This is a genomic window from Mongoliitalea lutea (assembly GCF_014652135.1).
Classification (GTDB): Bacteria; Bacteroidota; Bacteroidia; order Cytophagales; family Cyclobacteriaceae; genus Mongoliitalea; species Mongoliitalea lutea.
Genome location: NZ_BMYF01000006.1, coordinates 1 through 24,132, shown reverse-complemented (window position 1 = coordinate 24,132; position 24,132 = coordinate 1). Strand labels below are relative to the sequence as shown.

At 38.0% G+C, this 24,132-nt stretch carries 24 protein-coding genes and 2 pseudogenes; 13 read left to right on the top strand and 13 right to left on the bottom strand.

Annotated elements, in window-relative coordinates; genetic code table 11:
* Positions 1-3: 3 nt before the first annotated feature.
* Entirely contained in the window at positions 4-1,680 is a 1,677-nt protein-coding gene (ilvD, locus tag IE080_RS06055) for a dihydroxy-acid dehydratase (protein ID WP_189579569.1), read from the bottom strand.
* 630 nt (positions 1,681-2,310) lie between these two features.
* Between ilvD and ispE the strand changes: the two genes are divergently transcribed.
* From ispE to IE080_RS06035, 4 genes are read left to right on the top strand one after another with little or no spacing between them, the layout of a single operon-like run.
* Positions 2,311-3,117 (top strand): 4-(cytidine 5'-diphospho)-2-C-methyl-D-erythritol kinase, encoded by an 807-nt coding sequence (gene ispE / locus IE080_RS06050; RefSeq protein ID WP_189579568.1) that lies wholly within the window; start codon positions 2,311-2,313, stop codon positions 3,115-3,117.
* 40 nt (positions 3,118-3,157) lie between these two features.
* A complete protein-coding gene (locus IE080_RS06045) occupies positions 3,158-3,400 on the top strand; it encodes a ribbon-helix-helix domain-containing protein (RefSeq protein ID WP_189579567.1) in 243 nt (80 codons plus the stop codon).
* Positions 3,387-3,722 carry a type II toxin-antitoxin system PemK/MazF family toxin gene (locus IE080_RS06040; protein WP_189579566.1) on the top strand — a complete coding sequence of 112 codons (336 nt, stop codon included), beginning with the start codon at positions 3,387-3,389 and terminating at the stop codon, positions 3,720-3,722. The genes IE080_RS06045 and IE080_RS06040 overlap by 14 nt, the downstream gene beginning before the upstream one ends.
* Positions 3,723-3,740: 18 nt before the next feature.
* On the top strand, positions 3,741-3,995 hold the full coding sequence (locus tag IE080_RS06035) for a YlcI/YnfO family protein (RefSeq protein WP_189579565.1): 255 nt from the start codon (positions 3,741-3,743) through the stop codon (positions 3,993-3,995).
* A 2-nt stretch (positions 3,996-3,997) separates the two neighbouring features.
* Here IE080_RS06035 and IE080_RS06030 read toward each other — a convergent pair whose 3' ends face one another.
* Positions 3,998-5,140 (bottom strand): ATP-binding protein, encoded by a 1,143-nt coding sequence (locus tag IE080_RS06030; RefSeq protein ID WP_189579564.1) that lies wholly within the window; start codon positions 5,138-5,140, stop codon positions 3,998-4,000.
* A gap of 377 nt (positions 5,141-5,517) precedes the next feature.
* Here IE080_RS06030 and IE080_RS06025 point away from each other — a divergent pair, with 377 nt between their 5' ends.
* Genes IE080_RS06025 through IE080_RS06015 form a run of 3 tightly spaced genes read left to right on the top strand, consistent with a single transcriptional unit; the run spans position 5,518 to position 7,974 of the window.
* A complete protein-coding gene (locus IE080_RS06025; RefSeq protein WP_189579563.1) occupies positions 5,518-5,721 on the top strand; it encodes a hypothetical protein in 204 nt (67 codons plus the stop codon).
* A 48-nt stretch (positions 5,722-5,769) separates the two neighbouring features.
* Complete coding sequence (locus IE080_RS06020; protein WP_189579562.1) at positions 5,770-6,831, top strand: BF3164 family lipoprotein; 1,062 nt, start codon at positions 5,770-5,772, stop codon at positions 6,829-6,831.
* Between the two features lie 48 nt (positions 6,832-6,879).
* Complete coding sequence (locus IE080_RS06015; RefSeq protein ID WP_189579561.1) at positions 6,880-7,974, top strand: BF3164 family lipoprotein; 1,095 nt, start codon at positions 6,880-6,882, stop codon at positions 7,972-7,974.
* A gap of 15 nt (positions 7,975-7,989) precedes the next feature.
* On the opposite strand, the gene IE080_RS06010 is transcribed toward IE080_RS06015, so the two are convergent.
* The 8 genes and pseudogenes from IE080_RS06010 to IE080_RS05975 form a co-directional block, all read right to left on the bottom strand.
* Positions 7,990-8,148, bottom strand: coding sequence for a hypothetical protein (locus IE080_RS06010; RefSeq protein WP_189579560.1), 159 nt, complete (start codon positions 8,146-8,148; stop codon positions 7,990-7,992).
* Positions 8,149-8,312: 164 nt separating this feature from the next.
* The gene (locus IE080_RS06005; protein ID WP_189579559.1) at positions 8,313-9,242 is read right to left on the bottom strand and encodes a DUF4249 domain-containing protein; all 930 of its coding nucleotides are present in this window, start codon (positions 9,240-9,242) and stop codon (positions 8,313-8,315) included.
* Positions 9,223-11,562 carry a TonB-dependent receptor gene (locus IE080_RS06000; protein WP_189579558.1) on the bottom strand — a complete coding sequence of 780 codons (2,340 nt, stop codon included), beginning with the start codon at positions 11,560-11,562 and terminating at the stop codon, positions 9,223-9,225. The genes IE080_RS06005 and IE080_RS06000 overlap by 20 nt, the downstream gene beginning before the upstream one ends.
* Before the next feature lie 46 nt (positions 11,563-11,608).
* Complete coding sequence (locus IE080_RS05995) at positions 11,609-12,169, bottom strand: hypothetical protein (RefSeq protein ID WP_189579557.1); 561 nt, start codon at positions 12,167-12,169, stop codon at positions 11,609-11,611.
* Entirely contained in the window at positions 12,166-13,452 is a 1,287-nt protein-coding gene (locus tag IE080_RS05990) for a hypothetical protein (RefSeq protein WP_189579556.1), read from the bottom strand. The genes IE080_RS05995 and IE080_RS05990 overlap by 4 nt, the downstream gene beginning before the upstream one ends.
* 513 nt (positions 13,453-13,965) lie before the next feature.
* Positions 13,966-14,268 (bottom strand): annotated as a pseudogene (locus tag IE080_RS05985) (EamA family transporter); the annotation flags it as partial.
* A gap of 113 nt (positions 14,269-14,381) precedes the next feature.
* Positions 14,382-14,942 carry a hypothetical protein gene (locus IE080_RS05980; protein WP_189579555.1) on the bottom strand — a complete coding sequence of 187 codons (561 nt, stop codon included), beginning with the start codon at positions 14,940-14,942 and terminating at the stop codon, positions 14,382-14,384.
* A complete protein-coding gene (locus IE080_RS05975; protein WP_189579554.1) occupies positions 14,939-16,153 on the bottom strand; it encodes a hypothetical protein in 1,215 nt (404 codons plus the stop codon). The genes IE080_RS05980 and IE080_RS05975 overlap by 4 nt, the downstream gene beginning before the upstream one ends.
* 973 nt (positions 16,154-17,126) lie before the next feature.
* On the opposite strand from IE080_RS05975, the gene IE080_RS05970 reads away from it, so the two are divergent.
* Both IE080_RS05970 and IE080_RS19785 read left to right on the top strand, forming a co-directional pair.
* Entirely contained in the window at positions 17,127-17,357 is a 231-nt protein-coding gene (locus IE080_RS05970; protein ID WP_189579553.1) for a hypothetical protein, read from the top strand.
* A 12-nt stretch (positions 17,358-17,369) separates the two neighbouring features.
* Positions 17,370-17,579, top strand: a pseudogene (locus tag IE080_RS19785) (hypothetical protein); the annotation flags it as partial.
* 155 nt (positions 17,580-17,734) lie between these two features.
* On the opposite strand, the gene IE080_RS05965 reads toward IE080_RS19785, so the two are convergent.
* Genes IE080_RS05965 through tgt form a run of 3 tightly spaced genes read right to left on the bottom strand, consistent with a single transcriptional unit; the run spans position 17,735 to position 20,858 of the window.
* Positions 17,735-18,655 carry a DMT family transporter gene (locus IE080_RS05965; RefSeq protein WP_189579552.1) on the bottom strand — a complete coding sequence of 307 codons (921 nt, stop codon included), beginning with the start codon at positions 18,653-18,655 and terminating at the stop codon, positions 17,735-17,737.
* Positions 18,655-19,728, bottom strand: a complete 1,074-nt coding sequence (locus tag IE080_RS05960) for an LptF/LptG family permease (RefSeq protein ID WP_189579774.1) — start codon at positions 19,726-19,728, stop codon at positions 18,655-18,657. Before IE080_RS05960 ends, IE080_RS05965 begins: the two co-directional genes overlap by 1 nt.
* On the bottom strand, positions 19,728-20,858 hold the full coding sequence (tgt, locus tag IE080_RS05955; protein WP_189579551.1) for a tRNA guanosine(34) transglycosylase Tgt: 1,131 nt from the start codon (positions 20,856-20,858) through the stop codon (positions 19,728-19,730). The genes IE080_RS05960 and tgt overlap by 1 nt, the downstream gene beginning before the upstream one ends.
* Before the next feature lie 133 nt (positions 20,859-20,991).
* Between tgt and IE080_RS05950 the strand changes: the two genes are divergently transcribed.
* From IE080_RS05950 to IE080_RS05935, 4 genes are all read left to right on the top strand, one after another.
* A complete protein-coding gene (locus IE080_RS05950) occupies positions 20,992-22,131 on the top strand; it encodes a glycosyltransferase (RefSeq protein ID WP_189579550.1) in 1,140 nt (379 codons plus the stop codon).
* Positions 22,122-22,733, top strand: a complete 612-nt coding sequence (locus IE080_RS05945) for a sigma-70 family RNA polymerase sigma factor (protein WP_189579549.1) — start codon at positions 22,122-22,124, stop codon at positions 22,731-22,733. Before IE080_RS05950 ends, IE080_RS05945 begins: the two co-directional genes overlap by 10 nt.
* Positions 22,734-22,797: 64 nt before the next feature.
* Positions 22,798-23,226 (top strand): DUF8479 domain-containing protein, encoded by a 429-nt coding sequence (locus IE080_RS05940; RefSeq protein ID WP_189579548.1) that lies wholly within the window; start codon positions 22,798-22,800, stop codon positions 23,224-23,226.
* Positions 23,227-23,333: 107 nt separating this feature from the next.
* On the top strand, positions 23,334-23,942 hold the full coding sequence (locus IE080_RS05935; RefSeq protein WP_189579547.1) for a Uma2 family endonuclease: 609 nt from the start codon (positions 23,334-23,336) through the stop codon (positions 23,940-23,942).
* The last annotated feature ends 190 nt before the right edge of the window (positions 23,943-24,132 follow it).

Here is a 24,132-nt window from a genome sequence, read left to right as displayed (position 1 = left end):
CAATCAGCGGTCTGTAATACAACCTTCAGAAGCAGAAGCGACCAGTTTATTATATTTTTTGAGCGTACCTTGCAAATCACTGAGATCCTTATTGACCCAAGATTTCTTCCGTTCTGCGAGTTCTTCATCACTTACATGTAGATGAATTGCCAATGCATCCGCATCGATGGTAATCTGATCCCCATCTTTTACCAAAGCAATTGGTCCACCGCTGTAAGCTTCCGGAGTGACGTGCCCTACAACAAAGCCATGGGTGCCACCAGAAAAACGGCCATCTGTTATCAAAGCAACATCTGCACCTAAGCCTGCACCGATAATCATGGAGGTAGGTTTTAACATTTCCGGCATGCCAGGGCCTCCTTTAGGACCTATGTAGCGAATAACAATTACCTCGCCTTTATTGACCAATCCCTTTTTGATACCTTCATTGGCATCCAGTTCAGAATCAAATACTTTAGCAGGACCTGTAAACGATTTACCTTCTTTTCCTGAAATCTTAGCCACCGAACCTTCCGGCGCCAAATTTCCTCTCAACACACATAGGTGACCAGTTTCTTTCAAAGGCTGCTCAATCGGATGAATCACATTGACTACAGAAGGAACTACAGGTGTAATAGCTGCCAGATTCTCAGCCACAGTTTTACCTGTTACCGTCTTACAATCCCCATGCAACATCCCATTATCCAATAGGTAGCGCATAAAGGCCGGCAGTCCACCTTGCTGATACAAATCTTCCATTAAAAATTTACCGGAAGGCTTAAAGTCGCCTAACAATGGCGTTTCGGAATTAACCCGCTTAAAATCATCCAGCGTAAATGTGATTCCAGCTGTCTTTGCAATTGCCAAAATATGCAGCACTGCATTCGTACTGCCTCCTAAAGCTACCGCAACCCGTACGGCATTTTCCAAACTTTTATACGTGACAATATCTTTTGGCTTGATATCTTTTTCTAGCAAAATTCTGATGTAAGAACTTACCCTTTGGCACTCCTCTAATTTCTCAGGAGCTGTGGCGGGAGTTGAGGAGGAGTAAGGCAAAGACATCCCCATGGCTTCAATAGCAGAGGACATCGTATTAGCTGTGTACATCCCTCCACAGGCGCCTGCACCTGGACAGGCATTTTGGATTACACCTTGGTAATCCAAGTCTGACAATTCCCCTTTAATCCTTTTGCCGTACGCTTCAAAGGCGGATACGATGTTCAACTTTTCACCTTTATAATTTCCAGAGCGGATTGTACCCCCGTAAACCATGATAGCAGGCCTATTGATGCGCAACATCCCCATGACAGCGCCCGGCATGTTTTTATCGCAACCAGCTACCGCAATGCAGGCATCAAAAGAATGGCCCAAAATAAAAGACTCGATAGAGTCAGCAATAATCTCTCTCGAAACCAAGGAATAACGCATCCCTGAAGTGCCCATGGATATCCCATCTGAAATTCCCATAGTATTAAAAACCAAACCGGTCAAATCATCAGCCTTAGAGGCGTTTTTGATCAGACCGGCAAAATCGTTGAGGTGCATGTTGCAGGGGTTACTTTCATAGCCGCAACTCGCTATTCCCAAGAAGGGTTGGTTCATCTGTTTATCCGACATACCCGTGGCATATAGCATGGCCTTACCGGCGGGATGTTCTTCATTTTGGCTGATTTCCCAACTATGTTTCTTCAAATTCATCTGTACTACTCGCGGTTAAAATAGGTTTATAAAAAAAGTGCCTCATGTTCTGAGGCACTTTCGAATCTATGGTTGATGTCAAATAGTCTAGCGCCTCTTCACTTATCACAAATGAGAATAATAATAAAGCTGAGAGGAGTGACTAATTCAAACATGTGGTATGGTTCTTATTGATTTGATGGTACAATATTAAAGCCCATTACCGAGAGTTGCAATATTTTATTTCTTTTTTTTGATTCAAAATAAATTTTTATATGCCTCAAAATTATTTATGGCAAAATATAAAACCATAAAAAAGCATCAAACAAAATATTCTATCATAAAAAATGCCTCTTAACCTGAATTTTCCAAACAAAATTTTAATTTCATTTTTTTCATGAAAATATTGATTCCGTTAAACATTTATTAATTTTTCGAAGCATTTGGTAAATAGGCTACAATTAATAGTGGATTGGTTGAAAAGATTTCGATAAGGATTAATGAAATACCTGAACATAATTCTACTGATTATTACGCTTATAAATCACTGATAAGGGTTATGAAATAAAACTTCTTTTGTAAAATCAGCTCTGACAGACTTCCACTATCTCCATAAAAATAGCATCTTTAAGCCTCAAACAAAGAATTTGTATGATCTGCTTTCCAAATGCCAAAATCAACCTAGGACTCCACATTACAGCCAAACGGGCTGATGGCTATCACGAACTGGAAACCTGTATGGTACCTATTCCTTGGTTGGACGCTTTAGAAATGATCCCCGCCAAAAAGACAATTTTTGAAAGTACAGGACTACCCATCCCGGGAGAAACCAAAGATAACCTGATAGTAAAAGCTTATAAATTTCTGAAAAAGGATTTTCCCGACATTCCGGAAGTCCACATCCACTTGCATAAAAATATTCCAATGGGTGCCGGCTTAGGGGGAGGGTCTGCTGATGCAGCCTTTGCGTTGACTTTAATGAACCAACTTTTTGAGTTGTATTTGGAAGACCTATTTTTAGAAGAATACGCCGCTCAATTGGGAAGTGATTGCGCTTTATTTATAGAAAATAAGCCAAAAATTGCCACCGGAAGAGGCGAAATCTTAGCTTCAACCGATGTCAATATCCAAGGAGATTACCTGGTTTTGGTCAAACCTCCGATCCATATCGGCACCAAAGAAGCGTACGCAGGTGTCAAGCCTCAAGCGCCAACAGTTGATCTTCAAGAGATTTTGAAAGATAAGCACACCTGGAAAGAACACTTGGTCAATGATTTTGAAAAAAGTATCTTTCCCAATCATCCAACGCTTCCCCAAATCAAAACGCAGCTCTACGAGATGGGCGCCTACTATGCTGCTATGTCTGGTTCAGGTTCTACGGTGTTTGGATTATTTTCGGAGAAACCAGAGCCCACCAAGTGGCCTTCAGAATATATTGTTTTTGAGTGTGTTGTGTAATTTATATGTAAATTTTATATTTACAAAAAATACATAAATTATGACCACTATCACTACTTCACTCCCCGATGAGCTCGTGCAAAGACTAGCTAAGTATGCAAAAACCCTGGGCTTGCCCAAAAACAAACTGATAGAAAAAGCGCTGAGTCTCTATCTTGATCATCTCAAAAGGGTTGCTTATGTAAAATCCTATCAAGCTGCCGGAAAGGATCAAGATATGTTGTCCTTAGCAGAAGAAGGTATGGGAGAATATTTGAAGCAATTGGAAGATGAGACAAGGTGAGATTTGGTATGCAGACCTGAATCCTGTAAGAGGTTCTGAGCAAGCTGGATTTAGATCTGTAGTCATCATCAGTGGCAATATGCTGAACAAATACCTGAATGTAGTAATTACCGTGCCATTGACTACAAAAATCAAACATTACCAAGGCAACCCAATCCTACAGCCCAACAACACAAACAACCTAAAAGCCACTTCCGAAATGATGGTTTTCCATATCCGCTCTATATCCAAGGAGCGGTTGGTAGAAAAGATTGGAGAGATCTCCGAAGAGGAAGTTATGCAGGCATTGGAGACTTTGCAGGATATTACTACGCTACACTAACCCAAAACCACAGAAAACATGCTTCATCTCAGGCTAAATAAGGAAATAGAGACAAAACTGAATCTCATAAGTGAGATAAAAGGCATTTCCAAATCACAAATCATTCAAGATGCTTTGCAAAAGTATTTAGAAAACTATGACGCTTTTCAATCCTCTGTTGAGCTTGGAAAAGATTTATTTGGGGTTGAATGCCAAGACTCACACCTCTCCGTAGAATACAAAAGGATTATTAAGGAAAAAATTGAAAGTAAATTTCGAAATACAGATAAATAAGACTATCCGATTACTTCATATTCATTGAGAAATTCCCTAAAATTCCCTCTATTCACTAATAGATTCTGGCTTTGATAAGCCTCTGTAAACGTCTTTGGAAAATTCACTTTTCGCTTAGGATTCCATTTAAATTCATAAGCATGAAATTTTCCTGTAAGCTCCTCTACATAATCAATCTCTTGTTGCTGCTTAGTTCTCCAAAAATAGGTTCTCGCCAAGCTCCTAGTGTACGAATTAGCTTTTAATCGCTCACTGATTAGAAAGTTTTCCCACAAAGCTCCCACATCTTGCCTTACTGCCATTGGGGTGAAATCCCTGATCACAGCATTTCTTATACCGTTATCATAGAAATATAGCTTTTTAGCTGTCTTAATTTCAGTACGGAGATTCCGACTGTAAGAGGATAAACTGAAGACTACAAATGCTTTCTCCAAGACATCAATGTAAGAAGCGACAGTTTTTGGATCTGCACCGACGGTTTCTCCCAGTTCCTTATATTTCACTTCATTACCCACTTGGTAAGCCAGGGCCTCTAGGATGTTTCGGACCAATTTGGGCTTTTTTAAGTTTCCGTAAATCAAGACATCTTTATATAGGTAGCTTTCGGTCAACTCTAAAAGCACCTCTTTTTCATGAGTTGCATCAGTAATGACATCCGGATAAAACCCATAAACCAGTCTGTTTTCCAAACTTTGTTCCGCTTTCAAATAGCCCACTTCTTTTTCATATTCCTGCCAAGCGATGGGCCACAAGTGAAAGGTCCACTTTCTTCCCGTAAGCGGCTCTTGAATTTTTTCATTGAGTTCAAATGCTGAAGATCCGCTCAGGACCAATTGGATATGCTTGAACTGATCCACGATAATTTTTGACTGCAACCCGATTGCATTGATACGCTGAGCTTCATCAATATACACTATTTTATGGTCCGCAATGATGGCGCGCAAAGTCTCCGTATTAGCCTGCTCAAGAATTTCCCTTACGGTAGAATCATCCCCATCCAAGTATAAAAACTTCTCCTCTCTACCTCTCAGGATGGTTTCAATCAAGGTCGTTTTCCCCACCTGCCTCGGCCCCAATAATACAATCGCCTTCCCTAAGAAAAACTTTGCCTGAATTAACTCTTGGATGGATCGTTCAAACTTCATTCTATCAATTTTTTTAAAATCTAATTCAAACACAAATTTAAGACTTATTCCCTCAAAATCATAACTTTGGAGGATTACATTCCCTTAAAGTTATAACTTTAAAGGATTTCATTCCTGTAAAGTTATGACTTTGCAGGATTAGATCGTAAAAAAGCCATAAAAATCACGATGTTGGGTAACCCATGATTATTTCATTAAAAGTCTCCTAAAATTTATTTACATGATTATTCAAACATATACTAAAATTATTTATAACAGTAATTTCAAAAAAAAATATTAAAAACTATTTGCGCATAATAATAATAATATTGTAACAGCTTTTGGGTAAAAGCTAGTCCGTTATCGGACTTAATTATTTCATTAAACCATTAACAATTATGCGTAAATTATTATTTTCCTCCATTTTGGCCATTTCATTTGGATTTGGCTTAAGTACTGCAAGTGGGCAAGAATCAGTCCCAGATCCAGAAATAGGAGAAGGAGGGGTGTGTTGCCAAGTCATTGGTCCTTCTTGTATACATCCCGTGTACTTAATAAAATTTGCAGATTCAATATATAAACTTGGTCAAACAACTTGTTAAACTTTAAATCACAGTCACGCATAATGTTAGCGTGCCTGTTCATTTTATATGAATAAAATAACATTAATCATCATTATTCTTGCTTTCATCAGCTGTTCACGATCCACACAAAAAGTGGAATCTCCTGAAAATCAGATTGTATTTTCTGAAAAGGACCTACCAAAACCAATTTTACTAAAAGGTAAAAAAATGGATTTCCAGGAATTTCTTCTACCTAGGCACATTCAAGTAACAAGGGATTACATTGTAGTAGCGGAAAATGCTAACAATGATATCTTTTATGTTTACTCTAAAAAAGACAAAAGCTTTGTCAAAAGTATGGGGATAAACGGCATAGGTCCTAACGAAATACTTACAGCAGATTTTATTCATCAGGGACTTGGAGATAATGATTTCTGGGCTTATGATAGCAAAAATCAAACCTTCAACAAATTTATAATCAATGAAAATAAAGACGGATTGGCAGATATTCAAATTCAACAAAGCGGAATGTTAGCCGCCGTATTGGATTTCATACCTATTTCGGATAGTTCATTCATTGGCAGAGAAATACATGCATCTACTAAGTATCAGGAATTTACCCATCAAGGTTCCAAATTAGTCTCCTATGGAGATTGGGATGAGCACCGAACGGACCAAGAATTAACCAATTTTGTACTTTACTCCTTGTATCAAGGAAGTTTAGTGAGTTCTAAAAATAAAAGATACATTGGAGCATGTGGCATACTAATCGATTATATAGAAGTTATAGATAGAAATACTGGGAAATCGCTTTTCTTAAGAGGACCTGTCAATGAGATACCTGCTTATGAACTCATCAATATGTCGGGTCATCCATATCCTGTCATGAAAGAAACCATTATACAATATTACAGTATGTATATCGGTGAAAGTATAATATATGCTTTATACTCCGGCCTCAGCAGTGAAGCAAACAAAGACGCAACTACTTCAAGAGTTTTTACTTTCAATCTTTCTGGAGAAATAGTATCGAATTTTGAATTGGACTACAAAATTATATCCTTCACAATAGACGAATCTGAAAACAAACTTTATGGACTTACACGAGATGCCGAACCTAATGTAGTGATTTATCAATTGCCTGATTGAAGCATTATTTCTCGAAATAGCAAAGACTCCTTCACAAATAAAATCAGTATGAAATTAGGTAATATCTTACTCATATTTTGTTCAGTGCTCCTTTTTTCATGCGAAAATGTCCCAATTAAGCAATCTAAACTATTTTCTGAAAAGGATCTACCAGAAAAACAATTGCTTTCAGGTGAAAAGTTTGTGCTAGAAGAAATCCTCAACCCACGGAAAATCTTATTTAAAGAAGGTTTTTTGATTATAGCGGAATCAGTAAGTTCAAAAACCGAATCCGCCATAACTATTATTGATTCCAATACCTTAGAATTTGTATCCCATAAAGGAAAAATAGGTTTCGGACCGGGAGAACTTGGAATTGGATACCCTCTTATGGATGGATTAGAAAAAGGCTTCTTTTGGGTATATGATACGCAGCAATTCAATTTTTCAAAATTTGCTTTGCAGGACAGTTCTCAACTGGCAGTGGAGCAAATCAAAGCCCTTGACGTACCCTTTTATGCAACAAAAGCAGCTTGGCTTAGCAAAAACTCTTTTCTCGTGGAGATGGTTGACGGGTGGAAAAAGTATTACGAGGTAAGCACTGAAAAAGATACGTTGAAAAGTTTGGGTGATTGGAGAGAGATGTTCTCGTTTATAAAACTTCCTGATGGCATCAAAGAAGTGGATATTGCCCCAAATGTAGCTGCATCTATATTTTCGAGCGAAATGAAAGGAAATCCTTCCAAAACCAAGTTTGTCAAAGCGGGCATCCATACAGATTTTATTGACATTATTGATTGGGAAAACCAACAAATACTAACACTAAGAGGTCCGGTAAATGAAAGTCCAAAGTTCTCTATTTCGGAAAGCGTGGGCTATGATATGGCATCCTTTGATATTCGCACGCTGACCAACAAATACCTGGATGTCTATGCAGGAGAAGCGTCTTTTTTTGTATTGTATTCCGGTAAAAGCTTTCGGCAAATCAGTGAATCCAGCAATCTCAACCGAATCTTCGAATTTGATTACAAAGGAAACCTATTGAATAACTTCAGGCTGGATTATCCACTGTACGCTTTTACGATGAATGAGCAAAAAAGGAAACTTTTTGGAATCACAGCCGACGAAGATCCGGGGATAGTGGTGTTTGAAATGGGTAGATAAAAGGAGTAAGGATCCTCAAATAAATCCACTGAAATCATGCATACTTACATCAATCAAGGCTGCAAGGGAGGATGCACCCTCGCCTTCCACCAAAATTACAAGTATAGTCAGAATCAATTTTTGCTTAATTAATAAACTCACTTTAAATAAGTCATGGATTATTAGAAGACTCATCTTTAACATGATAAATTCTATACTTTACTTTTTGTAAATTACTAAAGATAAAAATGTGCCAAGAAATGATGCAAGCACAGTAAGTGTTTTTCATCCACTTCCGAGCAATATTAAGCACACAACAAAACCTAGGTACTGTAAGCTCTAGTCAGTATAGCTGGAAATCAATCCAAAAACTCCTGATAATCCAGCTTAAAATCCATAAAACTATGGCTGCCAAAAACCCCAAAACCTCCTTTGACATTACTGGGTACATTGATGGGTTCGCCTGCAAAAAGGTCTGCATTTCTATTCCTAAGGTGAACATGCAGCTGCGTGAAGTAATCATACATTGGCTTATCCACAGTATAAAGGCGAACATAAAAATCAGGAAGGTTATAAATCATATTCTGAAATTCTTCTTCTGCCATCCATAACATCAATTCCACCGAAGCATTTTCAAAAAAAGTATCATTAAATGCCAAACTCTCCCTGAACTCAGCCCTTCTAAAAAATCTAAGCGGGGACTCAAAAGTACTCACATCGGATATGTTACCCCATTCTTCACGTGTCATTATTAAATCCATAAAGAAAAAATTCTGTTCACCTTCAATATCCTCCACAGTAAAAAAGATTTCTCTTACAGGCCGTCCGTTGGAATCAAAAGCTCTTGCCCCAATTCTTGCATCTAAAATCCTGGCGGGCATTGGTACCCTTGTTTCTGCCTCGACTTCAGGGTATGCCTCGGATTTTACATTTAATTCAAAAACATCCCCGGACTGCACCTTGTATGTTGAATAGTAGAGGTTCCTTGAAGAATCATAACTCACTGGCAGGTAACTATCTGAGTTTAGTATCAGATCAATATCCAAATCTCTGGGAGTGATAATCAAGCTTGTGGTATCCGTCATCGAACGGGAAGTAGTAATGCCAAACAAAAGCTCTTCCTGACCTTCCCCTAGGATGCTATTGACCACCAAAAGGCTTCTGTGATCCTCCAAGCTAATGGGTATTTCTTTGTTAAAGAAATCCGAACAAGAGAATCCCAATACCGCAACAAGCATCAAAAAAGCAAACTGTTTCAATACTTTCATCTCAGTAAAATCTAAATTCATAATTAAATGCTGGTATAATCGGAAACATCGCTACCTGCCTCAAGGATAGATTGTTCCAATCATTGACATTATCTCTGCTCCATGTATAGTAGAAAGGATTGGCCCTGTTATACGCATTGTAAAAACTTAGATTCCAGGTGCGGACACCCCTTTTCTTATCCTTCGAAAATCTAAGTCCCACGTCAGCACGGTGGTATGCCCGCATTCTAAAGCTATTTCTATCCCCATAGAATTCAATAGTTGGCAAACTCCTTTCATTATTAAAATTAATGAGTCCTCTTGTAATCCCTAAATGCCTGCTTCTTGCCAAAGTAATTGCCTCCCCTGTACCGTAAACCCAATTGAATGAAAAATTGAAATCCTTGGAAAACTCGTAAACCAGTGTCAGTCCTATGTCATGTGTCCGATCAAACCTATGAGGAAAGAAATTTCCAGAGTTTATATTCTCAAAACGCATCTCAGACCTCGACAGAGTATATCCCAGCCATCCTGAGGCTTTTCCCATTTTTTTCTGAAGGAAAAGCTCCAGCCCATAAGCCCTTCCGACACCATCTCTTTCGATCTTTTCCTGCCAGTCTCCGGTTCCTTCCATCCAATTGATCCCATCCGAATAGGCAATCAGATGCTTGAAATCCTTGTAGAAAACCTCTCCGCTCAGCTCCAGTGATCGGGAAAGCCTCCTGTTATAAGCCAGGGTCCATTGTGCTGAGAACTGTGGCTGGGTCTGTTCCGTGGCCGGCACCCAAAGATCCACAGGCAGGCCCACACCTGTATTATTCAGCAAGTGGACATTTTGCTGCATGGTGGCATAGGAGGCCTTCATCGAGCTGGTTTCCGAAAGCATATACCGCACATTTACACGAGGCTGGAAACTGTCATAACTCTCCCCATTGACGAGGTAATTATTATACCTTAGGCCGATATTGGCACTCAGTGTACGGGAAATCTCCCATTCATCCTCGACAAAAAAGGACAGGTCATTTGCCCTGACATCAAATGACCCTGTTCTGGTACGCACCGATTCACTAGCACTTTGCTGGGAAAAAACACTGACTCCAGGAAAGAAAAAATGATTGATGTACTGCACCCCTGCCCTGACTAGATGACCTGAACCGATCAAAGTTTCCCAGTCGTATTTCAAGTGAATATCCTCAATACCGGACTTAAAAATATAACTGATGTCCCTTTTTTCTACTTTATCCTCATGCGTAAGATCTACCAAAAACTCATAGCGCGTATATCCTGCACTAAAATTGGACAATATCTTGTCATTGATCCTTCTGGTCCATTTCATACTGGCCAGAAAATTCCCCCATTCGAAGCTATTTTTGGTTTCTGACAGAAATTTCCTATCCTCTGAGCGCACTATCCCCTTGTCTCTGCCGGAATACATAGAAAAAAGGATTTTATCTTTTTCAGAAAGGTCGTAATTCACCTTTCCATTGAAATCATAAAAGTCATAACCCAAAGAAAACTCCCCTTTGGATGCTCTCTTGGAAATCGGTCGGGTAAATAGGTCCAGATAAGACCTTCTCCCTGCAACGATAAAGGAGCCTTTTCCCCTATTAATGGGGGCTTCATGTGCTATCCTTGAGGAGACCAACCCTATTGCCCCACTGGTCTCGCTACGCAGCCGGTTTCCTTCCTTGGCTTTTATATTCAATACGGAAGAAAGTCTCCCCCCATACCTGGCAGGAAAGCCCCCTTTGATGAGTTCTACATCTGAAATGACATCCGCGTTAAAAATGGAAAAAATCCCACCAATATGACTAATATTATAGAGGGGTACTCCATCTAATAGAATAAGGTTTTGGTCCATGCCCCCTCCCCGTACATAAAAGCCAGTAAGACCTTCTTTACCACTTTGCACCCCAGGTAGCAACTGAATGGCCCTTATCACATCAATTTCGCCCCCTATTGCTGGCATTTGTCTTATTTGCCTGATCGGAATTCTTATTGTAGATAATTGAGTGGACCGCTCAAAGTCAAAAGCTCTATCAGACTCAATCACTACCTCATTCAGCTCCATCATGGGCTCCAAGTCAATAAAAAGCAAGGTGTCCTTGTTAATCGTTAATGGAATAGATTTTAGACGATAACCTACATGGCTTACCTGTAATTTTTGATCACCCTCATTCAATCTAATTGAAAAAAATCCGTCAAAGTTACTACTTACTCCTTTTTGAGAGATAACTTCATAGACATTTGCACCATATAGACTTTCTTTGGATGATCGATCTTTGATATAGCCCGTAATTGTCACTTGACCGAGCACTGTTGAAGTGAAGAAAAAGAAAAAGAAAACCCTAAAATATCCCATAAGAAAAAAACACCTGCTGTCAAAACAAGACAGCAGGTGGATTAAATTAAAACTGAAATCCTAAAGAAACTGAATTCATTCTAAAAAATGACCCATTTTCAAATGTATACGAAATAATAACTGGTAATTTGATCGGCACAAAGTACCCAAAACGAAAACCCACTAAATCTTGTGGTGTATTTGCTTCTTGCCACCTTACTATAGTACCATCCATATCAATCAACTCAGGTTCCATCCTTTCAAATCCCACAAACCTGTACCTAATTTGCCCAACAAATTGATGCTTTTCCTTAAGAATAAATGTTTTTGAAAGACCAATTCCCGCCCAATAACCATTCTGAAACCATTCAGAATCACATAAAGGACAATTCCCTGATAATCTTTCATACCCAATTCCACCTATTCCCTGTAGGCCGATTCTTTTTACTAAGTTTAAGTGGTATTCAGCTCCTATTCCAAATCCCAAATCTTTCCCTCCTCTAGCTTTTTCCTTTACATTAAGATAATTAACATGGACTTGAAAATTATTTGAAGTTTTACTCTGTGAATAGGCATTTTTGCCAAAGAATAAAATACCAATTATTGATAAGTAAATTATATTTTTCATAGTCTCGTTAACCTAGGTTCTAATGTGAACTGTATTCTACCGTCTTGCCCTTGCATTTGCCAAATGGCATTTGTTCCTCTAAAACCATGTCCTGTATCGACTTTGTGTGCGCCATTAATCTCTGGACATCTCCACCAATGCTGAGACCCAAAAGTTCTGGTATCTCTTCTAGTAAGAGTTTGAGTAGATGTAACTGTTGCACCCGTATTTGGATTATTACTTACAGAATTTACAGTTTGAGTCAAATCCTTTCCACTTTTCTTGTATGCAAAAATAATTTGAATTGACAAATTAGATTCGTGCCAGTGAGTCAATAATGGCTGACCTACAAAATTAGATTTCCAATCAAAATCACTTCTATTTATTTTTTTTTCAGTCACTAATCTATTTACACTAAATCCCAAAGTTGGTAACCCACTTGAATTTGAGGAATATGCTGCGTAGGCCACCCAAATTGTAATATAATTTCCATTTGGCCAACCTCTGGTATTATCTCTTATCCTTAAATCAGGTATATTATATCGTACAACATCATTGGATTGAATTTGAGCACAACCTATCCCCACATTAGAAGGTACAACATTAATATAGCTCAAATTAGCTTCACTAACTCTAGCTTCTTTTAATTGTAGCTCTCTATCATAAAGCCCTTCTTCAAATGCACCAAAAACAATTGTAGGATTTTTCATCGCATATTCATCACTTACCATAAATACTTCCAAGGTTTTATCCTCTAAGCCTTTCATAATTGATTCAAATGACAAATCCTCACTTAACCTAATTTTGAATGCAGGGGTCTCTCCTTTCCAATTGGGATCTTTTTTTAGCCCTTCTTCTTCCATTTCTTTGGTCCACCAAGAAATAGTCAATTCATCTAACTCCTCCAACGAAAAATTCCTTGCTAAATATGGCGCCAAAACTTCAAGGTCATTTTCCTTCATAAACTTTATAAAGAAGTCAAGATCAAAACTAGTTGATTGTGTCCTTAGGTTTCCTCCATTTTCCTTAAAATAGGATACAATAGCGGAACTTTTTCTTGCAATTTGATCAAATTCGGTTTCAAAAACCTTTCTTAGACTGAACTCCAACTCTCCTTCATTTCCTTCTAATTTGGAATACCCATAAAATTCATTTAAAACTTCTGGCTTGTTAAGAATTGAAGCAAAGAAAGCCGAAAGTTCAATAAGGTGCCCCTCATCAATGCTTTTCACTTCACCGATAGCTCTATTGTCCAGTTCTACTGTGGGTTCAATATTCTCTACCTGATTACATCCTGCAATCAAGAAAACTAGAGAGAGAGAGAGAGAGAGAGAGAGAGAGAGAGAGCATAATCTCTAAATTTTCCAAATAAATTTTTCATAATTTTTTGTTTAAAAGTTTAAACAAAAGTAATTAGTTCTTATTTATATGTCAATAGAAAAAATTTGTTTTTTTCGCCATTTTCAAAAAAAAATATTTCACATATTCAAAAAAATAAAATATTTAATATCCAAACAGTAAATAATCAATACAACATATAACTTAATCAAGAACTTCATATGTTTTTCAAAAAACAACCTCTCTCTTATTATTTAAATTGGTTTTTGTACGAGTTAGATACATTCATAAATACGACATATTCTTTGTCTTAGCCCCCCCCCTGACATTACTTCTGCTTAGTTTAACATACTCATCATCTACTTTGTAAGTTTTACAAAAAATAACCTATTTAAAGTACAATGAATTAAAAACCCTATAGTTTAACACAACCTCTGGAAGTCTGGAAGTAAAGTATAAAAACCAATATTCAAACTCCCTCAACGCTGCAATGAGGAACTCACTTTCACCTTCCTCCTCAAATACAAATTATACATTGGATAAATCAACACCGACACCAAAATGATCAGTGTTCCTAAATAAAATCCTCCAGTCATCTGCTCCTTTTCTCCAAAAATGATTACGGCTAAAATAATCCCGTACATTGGCTCCAAATTAACCGTAAGGTTGACAGCGAAAGCAGAGATTCGGCGCATCAGTTCTACCGATACTGAAAAAGCATAAACTGTACATACCCCACTTAATAAAGCTAGCCATAACCAATCCATTTCTTGGGGAATAATTAAAAAATCGCCCAAACCAAAGAGAAGCTAATCGTTATTCACATTAAACTCGTCGAAAAATGCCAGCCTTAATTTAAATTAGGGCTGGCAAAAAGCAATGCCTAAAATATTTATCAAAACTGATAGGATAAAGATATAGCATTAATTCTGTGAAAAGTAGTATCCTCATGTCGATATGAAAAAACTAAAGGTATTTTAACTGGCAAAAAATAGCCAATTTCAAAACCAAGTAAATTAATATTTGAACCATTTGTTCTTCTACTAACAACAACATCATCAATAATCAATTCACGCTCATCTCTTTTAAACCCAACAAAACTATGCCGAACTTTTAAAAGAAACTCATACTTTTGATCAATTATTAAAGATTTTGATAATCCAAATCCTGCGGTGAATGATTTTGCAAACCAATCCGACAAGCAAATTTCACAACCTAATAATTGATGATAACCTAAATTACCAGTAATATCTACCCCGATTTTTTTTATCAAAGGGTGATGATATTCCAAATTTAAGCCAATTCCATTATTCTTATCTTCCCACAATTTGCTAGAAACATTAAAGAGATCAACTCCAAAGTATATAACTCCACATTTTTTATCTAAATTCTGAGAATTTCCAGAGGAATAAAAGAATTGAAAAAGAATCAGAATGAATTTGAATTTATTTTTCATAACCTACTAAGTCTTGGTTCCATTGTCCATTGGATTCTTCCATCCGAGTTTGAAAACTGATAAATCGCATTCCCATTTCTAATATCCAAACTTGGAATGGATTGTATTCTATGAGCCCCATTAATTTCTTGGCATCTAAACCAATGGTTTGAATTAAAAAGCCTTGTATCAGTGGCTGTTAATGTTTGTTTTGACTCAGTAGATATTCCAGTTGTTGGGTTTGTTGATACTGATGTTACCTGCTGACTCAATTTATGTTTCCTTCTTCTATGAGCAAAAATTAATTGTATTGATACATTTGACTCATGCCAATGTACAATTAGTGGATTTTTTACGAAGTCAGTCTTCCATTTAAAATCCCCTCTATTTATCTTTTCTTCATTCAATATATTATTGACATTAAATCCAAGCGTTGGAGTATTACCAGCTTGCCAAGCTCCATATGCTACCCATAAAGAAATATAATTTCCTTTTGGCCAACCTTGAGTATTATCTAAAACTCTTAGCTCAGGTATTACATATCTAACCAAATCTGTTGATAACACTTGATCACACCTTATCCCATTCAATACAGGTACAACATTAATATAGCTCAAGTTAGCTTCACTAATTCCTGTTTCTTTTAATTGTAGTTCTCTATCATAAAGTCCTTCTTCAAATGCACCAAAAACAATTGTAGGATTCTTCATCGCATATTCATCACTTACCATAAATACTTCCAAGCTTTTATCCTTTAAGCCTTTCATAATTGATTCAAATGACAAATCCTCACTTAACCTAATTTTGAATGCGGGGGTCTCTCCTTTCCAATTGGGATTTTTTTTTAGTCCTTCTTCTTCCATTTCTTCGGTCCACCAAGAAATTGTTAATTCATCTAACTCCTCCAACAAAAAATTCCTTGCTAAATACGGCGCCAAAACTTCAAGGTCATTTTCCTTCATAAACTTTATAAAGAAGTCAGGATCAAAACTAGCTGATTGTGTCCTTAGGTTTCCTCCATGTTCCTTAAAATGGGATACAATAGCCGAACTTTTTCTTGCAATTTGATCAAATTCGGTTTCGAAAACCTTTCTTAGACTGAACTCCAACTCTCCTTCATTTCCTTCTAATTTGGAATACCCATAAAATTCATTTAAAACTTCTGGCTTGTTAAGAATTGAAGCAAAGAAAGCCGAAAGTTCAATAAGGTGCCCCTCATCAATGCTTTTCACTTCACCGATAGCTCTATTGTCAAGTTCTACTGTGGGCTCAATATTCTCTACTTGATTACATCCTGCAATCAAGAAAACTACAGAGAGAGAGAGAGAGCATAATCTCTAAATTTTCCAAATAAATTTTTCATAATTTTTTGTTTAAAAGTTTAAACAAAAGTAATTAGTTTTTATTTATATGTCAATAAAAAAAATTTGTTTTTTCGCCATTTTCAAAAAAAATATTTACCATATTGAAAAAAATAAAATATTTACTATCCCAACAGTAAATAATCAATACAACATATAATTTAGTCAGGAACTTCATATGTTTTTCAAAAAACAACCTCTCTCTTATTATTTAAATTGGTTTTTGTACGAGTTAGATACATTCATAAATACGACATATTCTTTGTCTTAGCCCCCACTGACATTTCTTCTGCTTAGTTTAACATACTCATCATCTACTTTATAAGTTTTACAAAAAATAACCTATTTAAAGTACAATGAATTAAAAACTCTATAGTTGAACACAACCTCTGGAAGTAAAGTATAAAAACCAATATTCAAACTCCCTCAACGCTGCAATGAGGAACTCACTTTCCCCTTCGGCCTCAAATACAAATTATACATTGGATAAATCAATATCGACACCAAAATGATCAATGTTCCTAGGTAAAATCCTCCGGTCATTTTCTCACTTTCCCCAATAAAAAGAATAGTTAACAAGATTTATGACTAGCCTGACAAAATTCCCTAATTCACCTTTTGTAATTCACTAAAAGTAAATAACCTTTAGTGAATCATATTACAAAATGTTTATTTTATCTTTTCTGGGAGCCAGCAAAGTATCTTAAACGAACTGTTCAGCAGTCCCTCCAGACCATTTTTCAGGAGTGCTACTCCTATTAAAATAGAAAAAATACATCGTCCCGAATATAAGGGATTCATCATCCGCCATTTTAGTTTAGCTGGAAAATCCATACCCGAGCAAATGGTAGATGAAGTACTGGAATGGACCAAATGCCATACCTACTATGTCCAAATGCTTTGCAATAGGCTATATCAATTGCCTAATAGACAATATTTAAAGGAAGATTGGCAAAAATGCGCCAAGGACATACTTAAGGAACAGGAAGCATTCTTCATCCATTACAGAACTCTTCTGAGCCCACAACAATGGAAGCTTCTTGTCGCCATTGCAAAAACAGGTGAAGTAACATAACCAACTTCCAAAGATTTTATAGGCAAAAATAACCTTGGCAATCCCTCAACTGTCTTTAAATCTCTTGATGCGCTTAGAGATAAAGAAATGATTATCAAAGCATACGATAAAGATGGTAACATAACCTACGAAGTATATGATGTTTTTTTGAAAGATGGATACAGGGGCTGTATTAAATACCGAAAGGCTATCAACTATGCAGAAAATGTAAATCAAAAGTGAAGGGAATACAAGAACCAAAAATAGAGTTTTTCTAATCATAGTTAGGGAGAGATACTGGAAGCTTATTTTAAAAATATTACCTAACATTAGGCATTACTAGGTTTTGGGATTGTGAATATTTATGGTTTTTGTTAATAAAACCATAAAAATATCCCTTAAGCCCTCAACAGGTTATTTCGCTTTGCCTTTCTTCTGAGGTAATAATTATACACCGGATAAATCAACACCGAAACCAAGATAATCAGTGTTCCTAGGTAAAACCCTCCGGTCATCTGCTCTTTTTCTCCAAAGATGATTACGGCTAAAATAATCCCATATACCGGCTCCAAATTAATCGTCAGGTTGACCGCGAAGGCAGAGATTCGGCGCATCAGTTCCACCGACACAGAGAAAGCATAGACGGTACATACCCCACTTAAGAGCGCCAGCCATATCCAATCCATTCCTTGTGGAATCAGCTGCAAAGATTCCTCAGGAAAAACCAGCGTGTATAGAGGCAAGAGAAGCCCTGCAAACAGGCAAGCGGCCAACATTTCATAAAAAGTCAATACAAAAGGCTCGTGACGCTTAGTCAGCTTGCTATTGATCACCGAAAAGACAGCGCCTAGCAAGGCAGAAATAACAGCCATCAATAACCCAAGCCAATAATCCAATTCAAATCTGAAAATCACGTACAGGCCTGACAAAACCATCAAACCCAAGAAAATCTCAAATAGCTTAACAGGTTTGCGATTGGCCAAAGGCTCTATCAACGCTGTCCAAAGGGAAGTGGTGGCCATACCAGCCAAGCATACCGAAGCCGTAGAAACCCGTGCAGCCCCAAAGAACAACACCCAATGCAAGGCTACGATCACACCCGTTCCCATGATTTTCCATAACTCAGCTCGACTCACACGCAAAGAAGACTTCTTCCAAGCAAAGCCCAACCCTATCAACACCGATGCTAGCAAGGTACGGTAAAAAACCACCTCCAAAGAAGGTAGGCTGATCAATAAGCCAAGTATGGCTGTAAAGCCCCATATCATCACGATAAAATGGAGCATCGCATAATCTTTGACCGGATTGGCAGTGGACATCAGCGAGGAACTGTTTTGTATAAGGCTAAACCTGTAAGTGCAAAAACGATATTTGGTATCCAGATAGCCAGCAAGGGCTGAGAGGTACCCGCCTCCGCAAAGGTTCTGGAGAGAAGAAATAAGATGATGTAAATAAATGCTAATAGAAAGCCCAAGGCTATCTGAAAGCCTGAACCTCCACGTGTTTTCCTTGAGGAAACGATCACACCAATAAATGTCAAAATAATTGCCGCAAAAGGGGACATGTACCGCACATAGCGCTCGATAATATAGTAATTTACGTTATCTGCCCCCCTGTCTTCCAAAATCTGAATCTGACGGGTTAAGTCCGGAAGCTTTAGTGTCTCATGGTGATTGGTTGGAAGATCAAAATCATTGGGTGTTATCGAAAGTAGGGTATCCAAAGATTCTCCTTTGCTATAATCCTCCCTTCCTTCCTTAAGCACCCGTAATTTCCAGTTTTTCACAGACCAGGAATTGATGGCTGTATCCCACACGATTCGATCTCCTGACAATTTGGCTATCAACTGCCCATCGCGAATCTGCTCCAAGGTGAAATTATACCCAGTATTTCCAGATGTGTAATAGCGTGAGATGTATGCATACGCATCAGGGGCTACCTTAATATGAATATTGCTTTGGGTGAAAAACTTATCCTCATCCAACCAACGGGACTTAAACTCGGTTACTCCTGCTGTAGCTCCTGGAAGCACCCAACCATTCAACAGGAAGCTGGCAGCACCAATCAAAGAGGCAGCAATAAAATAAGGAACTAACATGCGAACGAAACTAGTCCCACTACTTAAAATGGCAATGATTTCTGTACGACCAGCCATTTTGGAGGTAATAAAAATCACCGCAATGAATACTGTGATTGGGGTCAGCAGGTTATTCAGATACAAACCATAATTTCCAAGATAAATCAGAATCTCGGACGCAGGTACCTGATTACGGATAAACTTATCATTCTTCTCGGTAAAATCAAGTACCAAGACTACCAATATTAACATCAAGACCACAAAGAAATAGGTCTTGAGAAAATCCTTGATAATAAGTTTGTCCAATAGCTTCATTACAATCGTCTGCTTACTTTTTCTACCATTTGATTTTTCCAAGTGGCAAAATCTCCGGCAATGATATGTTCACGCGCCTGTCCTACTAACCATAAATAAAAACTAAGGTTGTGGATACTCGCAACCTGAGCTGCCAAGATTTCCTTGGCTATCACCAAATGTCTCAGATAGGCTTTGGAATAAAACGAACTCACATAGGAATTAATATGTGGATCGATAGGACTAAAATCATCCTTCCATTTTTCATTTCGGATATTGATGATTCCTTCAGACGTGAACAGCATGCCATTACGGGCATTTCTGGTCGGCATGACGCAATCAAACATATCTACTCCCAAAGCAATCCCTTCTAGAATATTGGCAGGTGTACCCACGCCCATCAAGTATCTTGGCTTATCCGCTGGCAAAATATCTGTGACCATATCGGTCATCGCATACATTTCCTCCACAGGCTCTCCCACGGACAATCCTCCAATGGCGTTACCTTCTCTTTCACAAGAGGCAATAAATTCAGCAGACTGCTTGCGCAACTCAGGATACACACTTCCCTGCACAATTGGGAACAAGGTTTGGCTGTAGCCATATTTTCCTTCCGTACTATCAAATCGATCAATGCAACGCTTTAGCCACCGATGAGTCAGTTCCATGGATTTCCGGGCATACCCATAATCGCAGGGATAAGGAGGGCATTCGTCAAAAGCCATGATGATATCCGCACCAATCGTACGTTGAATATCCATCACCCGCTCCGGGCTAAACAAATGCTTGGAACCATCAATATGGGATTTAAATACGGCCCCTTCTTCTGTTAGTTTTCGGTTATTGGCCAATGAAAAAACCTGATACCCTCCCGAATCGGTCAAAATCGGCTTATTCCATCCATTAAATTTATGTAGGCCTCCTGCTTTTTCCAACACATCCAGACCCGGGCGCAAATAAAGATGATAGGTATTCCCAAGGATAATTTGGGCTTTGACATCATAGGTCAGTTCACGCTGGTGCACAGCCTTCACAGAACCTGCCGTACCCACAGGCATAAAAATCGGGGTTTGGATATCCCCATGGTCCGTAGTAACGGTACCGGCGCGGGCTTTACTTTTAGTATCTTGGTGTTCTAACTTAAATTTCATGTATTGAGTCCATTACCTCCGCTAGCGAAAACCAGTATAGCTAGGGGATAAAATTTAATCCCACAAAAATATAAGCTTATTCTTAATTGAATGCTCAAATGTATTTTATATTTGCCCCTTATATACAATGGAAATGCTTACAGAGATTTTGCTGGTTCTTTTTTTGGTTGTTGCTGTCATACAATTCTTTTACATTCTGGTGATATTTGGCCGGGCTTCTTTATTCTATAGAAGCAAATCCAAACAATCAACTTCGGAAACATACGAGGGTGTAACGGTTGTCATTGCTGCACGCAATGAAAAAGAAAACCTTGCCAAACTTATCCCCATCATTTGCAATCAAAATTACCCTAACTTTGATGTCATGGTCATCAATGACCGCTCGCATGATGGCACCAAAGCACTTTTGGAGCAACTGATGTCGGAATTCCCAAAATTGAGAACCGTCACCATCAAATACACACCCGATCATGTTACGGCTAAAAAATATGCCCTGACATTGGGTATAAAAGTAGTCAAAAACGATGTGTTGCTACTAACAGACGCTGATTGTATCCCTCAATCCGAAGATTGGATACGTCTGATGACTGCACCCGTACGCAATGAAGGAAAAACATTTGCTTTAGGCTTCTCCCCTTACAAGAGTAATAAAGGGCTGTTAAATCACTGGATTCAATTTGAGACTTTTTGGACTGCTTTGCTTTATGCTTCATTTACCTTATGGAAAGCCCCCTTTATGGGCGTGGGAAGAAACATGTGTTATCGCAGGAGTTTCTTCATGGAACAAAAAGCCTTTAGAGGTTTTTGGCATATCGAAGGAGGAGATGATGACTTGTTGGTCAACCGTTATGCTACCAGTAAAAACACAGCAATCGTAATCGACCCAAATAGCATCACGCTTTCCGAACCAAAGGAAACCTGGAAAGAATATTTCACCCAAAAGAAAAGGCACCTACATGCCGGAAAATACTACAAGGCAAAAGACAAACAAAAGATAGGAATCTATGCCTTTACACACCTTATTTTTTGGTTTTTGGGAACTGCTTTGATGATTTATTCAGGTATTGAACAAAATTGGGAACATTTTGCCGTTATTTTGGGTATAATTACTGTCCGATCGATTTTGCTGACTTCAGTATTCACATCGGCCAGAAAGAAATTGACCGGAATTAACAAACTGTTTTGGACGGGCTTTTTTGACCTGCTATACATCGGGTATTTCTGGATTTTAGGAACAATTGGTTATCAATCAAGAAAAGTTAGATGGAAATAAACGAAAGAGGTTTTTCTAGCAAGGCACTTCAAGACTTTGAGCTTATTGATCGGGCTGTCAATGACAAGGATCAGCAGGCTTTTGCGACCTTGATGAAGCGCTACAAAAAAGCAGTGTATTTCATGATCTTAAAAATGATCCGTGATGCAGATGATGCGGAGGATCTGACCATGGAAGCATTTGCCAAAGCCTTTAGAAATCTTCACAAGTTTAAGAAAGACTACACCTTTTCAACTTGGCTATTTCGAATTGCAACCAATAATACCATCGACTTCATCCGAAAGAAAAAACTTAAAACCATGAGTCTTAACACCACGCTTAGTGATGATGGTGGAAATGCTGTGACCATAGATGTGGAAGACGATGACAACAATCCACAGGACGAGTACATCAAGTCCCAGCGTAAAGAGATGGTTCGGATTTTTGTAGATAAATTACCTGCCAAATACAGAAAACTGGTACAGTTGCGGTATTTCGATGAGCTTTCGTATGAGGAGATTGCTGTGGAATTGGAAAAGCCACTGGGAACGGTCAAAGCCCAATTACACCGGTCACGTGAGTTATTGTATGAAATAGCTTCTGGAAAAGCAGGACATATTTAAAAACATCCAAGTGTGTTAACCCAATTTATTTTCCTACTTTTGGAGATATAGCACATAAAAATTCATGGAAAAATCTCCCAAGCCAAACATTACGACTATCGCTGCATATGCTGTCGCATTTGCGGCAACCTTTTTTTTGATCCAATATTTCTTTTTCCAAGAGCACAGTGAGGAGGATTACCTTCAGCGGGCGGCAACAGAGGTCAATAAATCCTGCCCTATGATGGTAGATCAGGAGACACGTTTGGATGGAGCAGAAGCGCTTCCGGGTAACGTTTTCCAGTATAATTATACCCTGATAAACATGGTAGCCGAGGGTGTGAACATAGAGGGGATTAAGGAGATTTTGGAGCCCCAAATTACCCGTCAAGTGGTGAAAAATGAACAGCTACAAGTATTCCGAGATAGAGAGGTGACCATGGCTTATCGATATCATGATAGAAATGGCGCCTTCCTTTTTGATATCCAAGTGGGACCTGACAAATACCAATAAGCAGCAATCAGCCAAACCCCATTTCTTCAAAAAGAACACCCTATTTTTTTTACCCAAACCCATGAAAACCAATACATTTTGTTTTGTGTTTTTATTATTTTTAAGGTATGAAAAAGGATAAGAACCATATAAACGTAGAAGAACCTATAGCGGACTACGGTAGCTATTCTTATGCGGACTATCTGACATGGGAATTTGAGGGCATGATTGAACTGATCAAAGGTAAAGTATTCAAACAAGCCGCCGCACCAAGGGTCAATCATCAACGAATTTCTATGAAGATATCCGGAGCTCTTTATAATTTTTTGCAAGGTAAAAAATGTGAAGTATTTACCGCACCATTCGATGTCCGTCTTCCATTGAAATCCAAGAAAAACAAAGACATTGATACTGTGGTGCAACCTGATATCTGTGTGATATGCGATCCTGAAAAAATCGACGAATTAGGATGTATAGGTGCCCCTGATTTGATTATTGAGGTTCTTTCTCCGGGCAATAACAAAAAGGAAATCACCCACAAATACGAAGTTTATGAAGCGGCAGGGGTAAAGGAATATTGGCTAATCCACCCCAATGAATGTACATTACTCGTGTATTCATTAGTGAATGGATGCTATCAAAGTTCCAAATTGCTGACTTTTGGGGAAACCTTCGCATTAAAGGCTGTTGAAGGGTTTAGCTTGGATCTGGATAAGGTTTTTGAAGAATTAAAATGAAACTTAAAAAGGTCTATAACTTATTTTGTCTGAATAGATAAATCCGATGATTTTGTAAATTACTTTTTTCATAAATTATACTGATTTCAATCATTTTAATGCCCTTTATTTTATCTTTTTATATTTGATGATTTGGGAAATTCATATGGTTTAATTTTTTTTTTATTACAATTTTCTTGGATAATTATAT

Coding starts and splice junctions, on each gene's coding strand:
- IE080_RS06040 (WP_189579566.1), top strand. CDS start 3,387: ATGAGACAAGGTGAGATTTGGTATGCAGACCTGAATCCTGTAAGAGGT.
- IE080_RS06010 (WP_189579560.1), bottom strand. CDS start 8,148: ATGAGTCTTCTAATAATCCATGACTTATTTAAAGTGAGTTTATTAATT.
- IE080_RS06015 (WP_189579561.1), top strand. CDS start 6,880: ATGAAATTAGGTAATATCTTACTCATATTTTGTTCAGTGCTCCTTTTT.
- IE080_RS05950 (WP_189579550.1), top strand. CDS start 20,992: ATGCTTACAGAGATTTTGCTGGTTCTTTTTTTGGTTGTTGCTGTCATA.
- IE080_RS06005 (WP_189579559.1), bottom strand. CDS start 9,242: ATGAATTTAGATTTTACTGAGATGAAAGTATTGAAACAGTTTGCTTTT.
- tgt (WP_189579551.1), bottom strand. CDS start 20,858: ATGAAATTTAAGTTAGAACACCAAGATACTAAAAGTAAAGCCCGCGCC.
- ispE (WP_189579568.1), top strand. CDS start 2,311: ATGATCTGCTTTCCAAATGCCAAAATCAACCTAGGACTCCACATTACA.
- IE080_RS05995 (WP_189579557.1), bottom strand. CDS start 12,169: ATGAAAAATATAATTTACTTATCAATAATTGGTATTTTATTCTTTGGC.
- IE080_RS06000 (WP_189579558.1), bottom strand. CDS start 11,562: ATGGGATATTTTAGGGTTTTCTTTTTCTTTTTCTTCACTTCAACAGTG.
- IE080_RS06030 (WP_189579564.1), bottom strand. CDS start 5,140: ATGAAGTTTGAACGATCCATCCAAGAGTTAATTCAGGCAAAGTTTTTC.
- IE080_RS05965 (WP_189579552.1), bottom strand. CDS start 18,655: ATGTCCACTGCCAATCCGGTCAAAGATTATGCGATGCTCCATTTTATC.
- IE080_RS05960 (WP_189579774.1), bottom strand. CDS start 19,728: ATGAAGCTATTGGACAAACTTATTATCAAGGATTTTCTCAAGACCTAT.
- IE080_RS06035 (WP_189579565.1), top strand. CDS start 3,741: ATGCTTCATCTCAGGCTAAATAAGGAAATAGAGACAAAACTGAATCTC.
- IE080_RS05970 (WP_189579553.1), top strand. CDS start 17,127: ATGGTAGATGAAGTACTGGAATGGACCAAATGCCATACCTACTATGTC.
- IE080_RS06020 (WP_189579562.1), top strand. CDS start 5,770: ATGAATAAAATAACATTAATCATCATTATTCTTGCTTTCATCAGCTGT.
- IE080_RS05935 (WP_189579547.1), top strand. CDS start 23,334: ATGAAAAAGGATAAGAACCATATAAACGTAGAAGAACCTATAGCGGAC.
- IE080_RS06045 (WP_189579567.1), top strand. CDS start 3,158: ATGACCACTATCACTACTTCACTCCCCGATGAGCTCGTGCAAAGACTA.
- IE080_RS05940 (WP_189579548.1), top strand. CDS start 22,798: ATGGAAAAATCTCCCAAGCCAAACATTACGACTATCGCTGCATATGCT.
- ilvD (WP_189579569.1), bottom strand. CDS start 1,680: ATGAATTTGAAGAAACATAGTTGGGAAATCAGCCAAAATGAAGAACAT.
- IE080_RS05945 (WP_189579549.1), top strand. CDS start 22,122: ATGGAAATAAACGAAAGAGGTTTTTCTAGCAAGGCACTTCAAGACTTT.
- IE080_RS06025 (WP_189579563.1), top strand. CDS start 5,518: ATGCGTAAATTATTATTTTCCTCCATTTTGGCCATTTCATTTGGATTT.
- IE080_RS05980 (WP_189579555.1), bottom strand. CDS start 14,942: ATGAAAAATAAATTCAAATTCATTCTGATTCTTTTTCAATTCTTTTAT.